7 protein-coding genes are annotated in these 8,625 nt (G+C 71.7%); 5 read left to right on the forward strand and 2 right to left on the reverse strand.

All coding sequences use genetic code 11. From position 1 onward, the window contains the following. The 4 genes from AB0C29_RS21450 to AB0C29_RS21465 form a co-directional block, all read left to right on the forward strand. A partial coding sequence (locus AB0C29_RS21450; RefSeq protein WP_360822649.1) for an RtcB family protein occupies positions 1 to 683 on the forward strand: 683 nt, incomplete at its 5' end. Further along, a complete protein-coding gene (prfH, locus tag AB0C29_RS21455) occupies positions 680 to 1,300 on the forward strand; it encodes a peptide chain release factor H (protein WP_360822652.1) in 621 nt (206 codons plus the stop codon). The genes AB0C29_RS21450 and prfH, both read left to right, overlap by 4 nt. A gap of 116 nt (positions 1,301 to 1,416) precedes the next feature. Beyond that, positions 1,417 to 2,928: a vanadium-dependent haloperoxidase gene (locus tag AB0C29_RS21460; RefSeq protein ID WP_360822655.1), complete on the forward strand. Its 1,512-nt coding sequence runs from the start codon at positions 1,417 to 1,419 to the stop codon at positions 2,926 to 2,928. A 128-nt stretch (positions 2,929 to 3,056) separates the two neighbouring features. Next, positions 3,057 to 4,022 carry a hypothetical protein gene (locus AB0C29_RS21465; protein WP_360822658.1) on the forward strand — a complete coding sequence of 322 codons (966 nt, stop codon included), beginning with the start codon at positions 3,057 to 3,059 and terminating at the stop codon, positions 4,020 to 4,022. Here AB0C29_RS21465 and AB0C29_RS21470 read toward each other — a convergent pair. Further along, the gene (locus AB0C29_RS21470; RefSeq protein ID WP_360822661.1) at positions 4,001 to 4,456 is read right to left on the reverse strand and encodes a hypothetical protein; all 456 of its coding nucleotides are present in this window, start codon (positions 4,454 to 4,456) and stop codon (positions 4,001 to 4,003) included. The two genes, AB0C29_RS21465 and AB0C29_RS21470, sit on opposite strands and share 22 nt — an antisense overlap. Before the next feature lie 35 nt (positions 4,457 to 4,491). Next, the gene (locus AB0C29_RS21475) at positions 4,492 to 6,747 is read right to left on the reverse strand and encodes a molybdopterin oxidoreductase family protein (RefSeq protein ID WP_360822664.1); all 2,256 of its coding nucleotides are present in this window, start codon (positions 6,745 to 6,747) and stop codon (positions 4,492 to 4,494) included. A 101-nt stretch (positions 6,748 to 6,848) separates the two neighbouring features. Here AB0C29_RS21475 and AB0C29_RS21480 point away from each other — a divergent pair. Continuing rightward, on the forward strand, positions 6,849 to 8,625 hold a 1,777-nt coding region (locus tag AB0C29_RS21480; protein WP_360822667.1), incomplete at its 3' end, for a M6 family metalloprotease domain-containing protein.

Consider the following 8,625-nt stretch of genomic DNA (forward strand, 5'->3'; position numbering starts at 1 on the left):
GTGACCTCGTCCTCATCGTGCACAGTGGCTCCCGCGGCCTGGGCGAGCGCATCCTGCGCTCGCACACCGAGGTGCACGGCGCCGGTCCCGCCGCGGACCCGGCGGACTACCTGGCCCGGCACGACGAGGCCGTGCGCTGGGGCTCGCTCAACCGCCGGCTGATGGCGGCCCGGGTCGCACTCGCCCTGGGAGCCACGCCCACCGCGCCGATCGTCGACGAGTGCCACAACCTGGTCGAGGTCCGCGACGGGGTGTACCTGCACCGCAAGGGCGCCGCCCGCGGCGACGGCCGGGACGTCCTGGTCGCCGGCACCCGGGGCACCCCGTCGTACCTGGTGGCGGCGCACGCCGGGCCGGAGGCCAACCACTCGGTCGCGCACGGTGCCGGGCGCAAGATGTCGCGCGCCGACGCGCTGGTCCGGGGCCGGGTCAAGCACACGGTCGAGGAGCTGCGCCGTACGCCGCTGGGGTCGCTGGTGGTGTGCGGCGACCGGCAGCTGCTGTTCGAGGAGGCGCCGACGGCGTACAAGCGGATCGAGCGGGTGGTCGGGGATCTTGTCGCGCACGGCCTGGCGACGTCCGTGGCCGAGACCGTACCGGTGGTCACCTACAAGACCGCGGACCTCGGCAGCGCACCCCGGCGCGACCGCCGGGATCAGCGTCGTGGGCGGGGCCGGTCGTGAGCGAGCGTGTGCATCTGCTGCTGTCGGCCGGGCGCGGCCCGCAGGAGTGCACCTGGGCGGTCGCCCAGCTCGTGCGCCGCCTGGAGGCCGGCGCCGGCCGGGACGGCCTGACGACCCGTCGGGTCGAGACCGTGCCGGGCGAGCGACCGGGGACGTTCCGCTCGGTCCTGATCCAGATCTCCGGTACGGGCACAGCCCGGTTCGCCGCGTCGTGGACCGGCACCCTGTGCTGGCAGGCGCCCAGTCCCTACCGCACGAGCGCCGGCCGCAAGAACTGGTACGTCATCGCCGAGCCATGCGAGGTGGACGCCGCGCACACGGCCTTCACGGAGGCGGACGTCGACATCGTGGGCTGCCGCACCGGCGGACCGGGTGGCCAGCACCGCAACAAGGCGAGCACGGCCGTACGGGCGACCCACCGTCCGACCGGGATCGTCGTGGTGGTCGACACCGAGCGGCAGTTCAGCCAGAACCGCCGCCTGGCCCTGGAACGTATCCGGGCCCGGCTGGAGCAGAACGACCGGGCCGGAGAGCTGGCTGTGCGCACCGGCCGCTGGAAAGTCCACGATGGACTGGTTCGCGGTGATCCCTCCCGCACCGAGCGACCACGAGGATGAAAAACGAATTTCCCCCAGGGCCGAACGGGGCTGTCGATATTGGACTTCACCGATTAACCTACTGACAGTTCTGATGCCACCACGGGGGTGGGCTCAGGAACTAACGGGGGGAAATCATGCCGTTCTCCGGCATACAATCACGCCCATCGCGACGAATGAGCGCATTGGCCGTCGCCGCTCTGCTGTTCGCCGCACTATTCCAAGTCGTCCTGCCCGCCCGGCCGGCGCGCGCCGTCATTTCCACGGACCACGTCACCTTCTGGAACACGGTTCTGATCAACACCTACCGGCAGCTCACGGGCGCCGCGGCCACGCCGACCCGGATCAGCCGGGCCGGGGCGATCATGCACGTGGCGATCTACGATGCGGCGAACTCGGTGCTCTGCGCCCAGCGCGCGGCGGACTGCCTCGGTCAGCCGTACGCGATCAAGGTGGCCGGCGGCGGAGACTTCAACACCGCGGTGGACTACGCCGCGTACACGACGCTGACCAGCCTTTATCCGTCGTTCGCGGCGACATACCAGACCCGGCTCGCCGAGGCCCAGGACGGCATCGCCGCCTCGCCCCAGCAGGCCGCCGGCCGGTCCGTCGGCGAACAGGCGGCCCAGGCCATCCTGCAGCGGCGCTCCGGCGACGGGTCCGACGCGCCGATGTCCTACACCTACGACGGGGTCCCCGGCGCCTTCCAGCAGATCGGCACCGGCGCGCCGGTGACGCCGCAGTGGGGCGCGGTCCAGCCCTTCGTGATGACCAGCGGTTCGCAGTTCCGGCCGCCCATGCCGGGCGAAGGATCGAACTACAACGAGGTGGTGACCGGCGCGGAGTACACCGCGCAGTTCGACGAGGTGCGGCGGCTCGGGTCGCGCGGCTCGACCGAGCGGACCGCCGACCAGACCCGGGCCGCCTTCTTCTGGGCCAACGACGCCGACGGCACCTACAAGCCGCCGGGCCAGCTGTTCTCCCACACGCAGACCATCGCCGACGGGCAGAACGTCTCGGCGGAGTCCAGGGTCAAGCTGTTCGCGCAGGTCGCGGTGGCTATGGCGGACGCGGCGATCCTGGCCTGGGACGCGAAGTACAACACGCCGGTGGACCTGTGGCGGCCGGTCACCGCCATCAATCAGGCCGACACCGACAACAACCCGGACACTCCTCAGGAGGCCTGGCAGCCGCTGGCCAAGGCGACGCCCAACTTCCCGGCGTACGTGTCCGGACACGCGACGTTCGCCTACACCTGGGCCACCGTGATGAAGCACTGGTTCGGCCGGGACAACATCCGGTTCACCGGTGGCACCGACGACCCTGACGCCGTCGTCAAGACGCGCACGTTCGCGAGCTTCAGTGCGGCCGCCGACGAGAACGCGCACAGCCGGCTCTGGCTCGGCGTGCACTGGCACTTCGACGCCGATGCCGTTCTCAACCCGGGTACGGAACTCGGCGAGTATTCGGTAGACAATTCGCTGTACTACAACACCTCGGCCACCGAGCTGCTGTATCAGCACCGTGATGGCGTCACCAATGCGCGGACAGTTTGCAACAACACCGGTCGGCAATTGTCGAATGAGCACCGGTGGGAATTCTGGCGGTGCGCGGTGAGCGGCAGCTCGTTCGATCTGTTCGTTCGCTGACCCACAATTCCGTCGCCTGTTTCCCCGCGACCGGGACCGCGCCTGCCGTGGCCCCGGTCGCGGACCGGCGTCTTGCAACGGTTGACGTTATATATCGTCGACCGTACTATCGCCGCGTGCTAGAAACCATGTTCCGCGATCGTGTGCTCCTGGCCGCGTACCCGGCCCGCCTGCGCCGCCGGCACGGCGCCGAGCTGATCGCCACCTTGACCGAGCTCACGCAAGGGCAGCCGTCCCGCACCGACCGTCTGCACCTGGTCGCCGACGGGCTCCGCGAACGGTTCCGGCTGCCGGTGCGGCAACCGCTGGGCGTGGTCATCGCGGTGCTGGCCGCGCTGGCCGGCGGGGCGATCGGCCTGGCCGCCGGTTCCTGGGCGGGCGAGCAGACGTACCCGTCGATGCCCGCGGCGGTTTCCGCGGCCCGCCAGATCCTGGGCCCGGATGCCCGGCCCGACCGCCTCGAGCGCGAGCGATTCGACCTGGAAGTCACCGAGCGGCTCGCCGCACCGGCCGAGGTGGAGCGCAGGGTGCGGGAGATCCACCAGCGCCTCGGCGGTACGGGCTGGAGTGTCACCCCCGTCGACGAGCAGTGGACCTTCTGGGCTCAGTCCGGCGGGCTGCGGGTCTCGGTGTCGGGACTCGCCGGCCCTGACCCGTCCGTCGAGGCCCTGGGATATCCGGTGCGCCCGGCCACGTACCTGCCGCTGGTCCTCGGCGGTCTGCTGGTGGGGCTGCTGGCCGGCTGGCTCGTGGGAGCGGCTCTGGCGTTTCGTCTGACGGCCTCGCGTCAGCGCGTCCCGGCCGTGGTCGTGGCGGCTCTCGGGGCGGTGACCCTGGCCGTGCCCGTCGCGCGGCTCTACCAGGGCCTGGTCATTTTCCTGCGCCGGGACGACGGCTTCGGCGTCGGCGCGCTGGTGCACGACGCGCTCGCCTGGATGCCCTGGCCCCTGCGCGACCCGGCCGTGTTCCCGGACTCCGTCGGGCCCGGCCTGCGGACGCTGCTGGTGGGCTCGGCGCTGGTCGTGCTCGCCGTGGTGATCGCTCCCCGGCCGGGTGCCGGATCCGGCGTGCCTCAGTCGGCGGCGGGCGAGTAGCCCGGGGTCCAGCCGGAGACGTCGCAGAGCCGGCCGCGCCACAGACAGCCGCCGCGGCCCGCGTGGTCGGGGGAGTGGATCCGGGCGTTGCGCAGGTGGATGTAGCTGGTCGGCGCCATCAGGGCCGTGTACTGCCGGTGGGTCACCTCGCCGCCGGTGTCGCGCAGCTTGACGGCGGCGTGGGCCAGGTCGGACTGCTCCTTCACGTGCTCGGCCATGCCGGTGTAGAAGGCGTCCTCGTTGTTGGTCATCTCGCTGACCTCGGCGAACCACTGCCACTGCGGGATCAGTTCGCCGCTGACCAGCAGGCCGTGCACCGTCAGGCTCAGCTGGACGCCGGGGTCCACCGGCTCGGTGAGCCGGTCCATCTGCGCGACGTAGGTGTCGAGGACCTTGTCCGGCCCACCCCAGTCGGCCCGCATCTGATCGGACACCGTGCACCCCCCGCTCAGGCTCCCCGGATCCGACTCTAGGTCAGCACCTCCCCGGCCCGGCCGGTAACCGCGAATTCGGCCTTGACCTCGACCGGGATGCCGTTCAGCACGCTGTTGCCGGAGAGCTGGTCGATGACGGTCTCGTCGGTGAGCAGGTTGCTGTTCACCCCGGGATGGGCGGCGGCCACCGTCATCCGGGTGCCGGCCAGGCCGTGGCCCCAGCCGTGCGGCAGGCTCACCACGCCGGGCATGACCCGGTCGGTGATCTCGACGCGCGCCGACAGCGTGCCCGCCCGCGAGGTGACCCGGGCGTCGCCGCCGTCGGTCAATGCGAGCCGGTCCGCGTCGGCCGGGTGGACCTGCAGCGTGCAGCGGTCCCGGCCTTTCACCAGGGCGGGCACGTTGTGCATCCAGCTGTTGTTCGAGCGCAGGTGGCGCCGGCCGACCAGGACCAGGTCCTCGTGGTCGCGCCCGAGCGCCACGCGCAGCCGCTCGACGTCGGCCGCGATCGGCTCGCCGTACAGCTCCACCTTGCCGCTGGGGGTCTGCAGCACCTCGGGGAGCCGGGGCTGCAGCGGGCCGAGGTCGACACCGTGCGGGTTCGCAAGCAACCGTTCCAGGGAGAGCCCGTCGGTGTGGTCGCCGAACCGGTCGCCGTACGCCCCGGTGCGCAGGGCGACGTCGAGCAGGCGCTCGGCCGGATGGTCTCCACCGACCAGCTCCCGGAGCTCGGGCGCGGTGCGTCCGGTCGCCGCGGCGGCCCGCTGCAGGGCCTGCTCCAGCAGCTGCTCGTGCAGCACCGCCGGGTCGGTGCCGGCGCCCCGGCCGGCGGCGATGAGCGTGAGCCGGGCCAGGATGTCGCACTCGTCCATGCTGGCCGGGTCGCCCGGCAGCACCGGCGGCGAGTACGCGGCGAAGTTGCGCACCGCCAGCGCCAGGAACGAGAAGTCGTAGTGCCCCTTGCGGGCCGGGTCGGTCGGTGGCAGCACGACGTCGGCGTGCCGGGTGGTCTCGTTGAGGTACGGGTCGACGCTGACCATGAAGTCGAGCCCGCCGAGCGCCCGGTCCAGCCGGTCGCTGTTGGGTGTCGACAGCACCGGGTTGCCGGCCACCGTCACGAACGCGCGGACCTGCTCGTCGCCGGGCGTCTCGATCTCGTCGGCCAGGGTGGCGACGGGCAGCTCACCCTTGACCTCGGGCAGTCCCCGGACCCGGCTGTGCCACCGGCCGGTCCGGAAGCCCTTGCCGCCGGCCCGCGGGCGCGGGCTCACGTGCGCGGCCAGCGGGAACATCACGCCGCCGGGGCGGTCCAGGTTGCCGGTGAGCACGTTGACGACGTCGACGAGCCAGCTGGTCAGGGTGCCGAACTCGACCGTGCAGGTGCCGATCCGGCCGTAGACCGCGGCGGTGGGCGCGGCCGCGAGCTCCCGCGCCAGGCCGCGGATTCTCTCCACCGGTACGGCGCAGACCGCGCTCACCCGCTCGGGCGTGAAGGCGTCGGCGAGCTCCCGCACCTCGTCGACGCCGGTCACGTGCCCGGCCAGCCCGCCCAGCTCGACCAGGCCCTCGGCGAACAGCGTGTGGACGATGCCGAACAGCAGGAACGCGTCCGTGCCGGGCCGGATGAACAGGTGCTCGTCGGCGTGCTCGGCGGTGCGGGTGCGGCGCGGGTCGACCACCACGAACCGGCCGCCGCGGGCCTGGATCGCCTTGAGCCGCCCGGGGAAGTCGGCCGCGGTGGCCAGGCTGCCGTTGGACTCCCACGGGTTCGCGCCCAGCACCAGCAGCAGGTCGGTCCGGTCGAGGTCGGGCACCGGGATGGTCAGCGGGTTGCCGTAGAGGTAGCCGCAGGACACGTGCTTGGGCATCTGGTCGACGGTGCTGGCGGAGAAGATGTTGCGGGTGCCGAGGGTGCGCAGCAGTGGGGTCAGGTAAAGCCCGCCGGCCATCGTGTGCACGTTCGGGTTGCCCAGGTACAGGGCCACCGCGTGCGGGCCGTACCGGTCGATGATCGGGCGCAGGCCCTGCTCGACCGCCTGGAACGCCTCGTCCCAGCTCACCTCGACGTGCTGGTCGCCGCGGCGGACCAGCGGCCGGCGCAGCCGGTCCGGATCGGCGGACAGCTCGCCGAAGGTGGCACCCTTCGGGCAGAGGAAGCCGTGGCTGAACACGTGCTCGCGGTCGCCGCGGGCGGCGACGATCCGGTCGTCGCGGGTGGTCAGCTCCAGCCCGCAGGCCGCCTCGCACAGCGGGCAGGTCCGAAATGCCGTACGCGTGCCTTCACCGGCCATGTCGCTCACCCGTCTCGTGGTTACTGAGCAGTATCCTGCCATGACGGCGGCCTTCCCCCCAGGCATTGATAGCTATCACTCGGACTGCGAGGATGACGTAGGTGACTGGTGGCGTGGTGGCAACCGTGCAGCGGGCTGTGGTCCCGGCGTTCTCTCTGATGGTGCTGGTGCTGGCCGGAGCGTTGACGGCGACGCCCGCCGCGGCCGCCCCGCCGGACGGCGACCCGGATCATCCCTGGCGGATGCGGCACTGGCCGCAGACCCAGCCGTGGCAGCGTGACCAGCCGGCCGCACGCCGGGCCGGCGCGGACGCTCCACAGCCGATCGACCCGCAGAACTACGAGCTGCCGGACACCATGACCTGGGACGACTACCGGGCGGTGCCGGGCACCGACTGGTCGGATCCCGCCGTGCCGGGCTCGGAGCGCAATTTCCGCGGCGCCCTGGTGCTCGTGGACTTCCCCAACCAGCCGTTCGTCGTGACCCAGCCGCCGAACTCCACGGTCTTCGGCAATCCGTCCACCGTGCACGACCTGCCGCGGGCCGACGTCCCCGCCTTCTACCGGGACTTCCTCAACAAGCCGGGCCAGCTCAACCAGGGCCACACCATCCACGAGTACTGGATGGAGGACTCCGGCGGTCGCTTCGGCATCGGCCTGGGCTCGTTCGGCGTCTACCAGCTGCCGGCCAAGAGCCACGAGTACGGCATCGAGAACTCCATGCAGCGCGGACTCGGCTGCCCGGCCGGCGACAAGTGCGGCCGTGACCTGCGCGCCGACGCCCGCGCCGCCTGGCTCGCCGACGTCGGCGAGGAGGTGGCCGCCCAGTACGACTTCGTCTTCTACCTGGCCGCCGGGCAGGACGAGTCGTCCACCTGGCAGGAGTTCGGCCAGATGAAGTTCGCCGGCAAGGACAGCGTCTCGGACGCCTTCGGGCCGCCGGACGAGGCCCTGCCGAACTGGAACGCCACCCGGTACGTCGACTGGACCTCCTGGCAGGCCTCGGCCACGGTCTGGCCGAACGCCGCCAACGGCAGCTCGGTGCAGGCGGAGAGCTCGGGCATGTCGACCTACGCGCACGAGTTCAGCCACATCCTGGGCGTGGGGGACAACTACAACAACCCGTACTCGGTGCCCGCGCGGCGGGACTACAGCGGGCCGTGGGAGATGCTCAGCCGGGGCACGTTCAACGGTCCCGGCGGCCCGCACAGCCGCTGGCTCATCCCCGGCACCGCCGGGTCGTCGATGGGCGCCCAGCACATGCTGCGCAACAAGATGAAGCTCGGCATCATCGACGACGCCGCGGTGCTGCGGCTCTCCCGCGACGCGCTGACCGGCTCGGGCGTCGTGGTGGCGCGGGTGAAGGCCCGCGCTGTCCAGCCCGGTAAGGGGCTGTCGGGGATCAACGTGACGCTGGACGGCGGCGACAGCAGCCCGGCCTGTGACACCGCCGCCGACCCGTACTGCGACGGCGGGAAGTACGACAACTACACGGTCGAGGTGGTCGACCGGATGGGCTTCGACTCGTTCACCCCCGACTCCGGCGTGCTGCTGGCCAAGACCAAGAACGCCGACTCGGCGCCGTTCATCTGGACCGTCGACGCGAACCCGCAGGACATCGACAAGGTCGACTTCGTGCTGCCGGACGGGACCCCGCAGAAGATGACCGTCGGCGACTACCGGCAGCTCTCCGACGCGCTGTTCCACGCCGGCACCGGCTCGGGCAGCGAGTACGAGTACGTCGACACCGCCAACCGGCTGCACTTCTACGTGCTGGACGTGCGGCGGGACCGGGCCGGCGTGCTGTCGTACACGGTCGCGGTCCGATCCCTGGACGGCGCCGGACCGCAGGCCCGCGGGGTGGCGGCCGGCCCGGCCG

It is taken from the genome of Actinoplanes sp. NPDC048791 (assembly GCF_040650095.1).
Classification (GTDB): Bacteria; Actinomycetota; Actinomycetes; order Mycobacteriales; family Micromonosporaceae; genus Actinoplanes.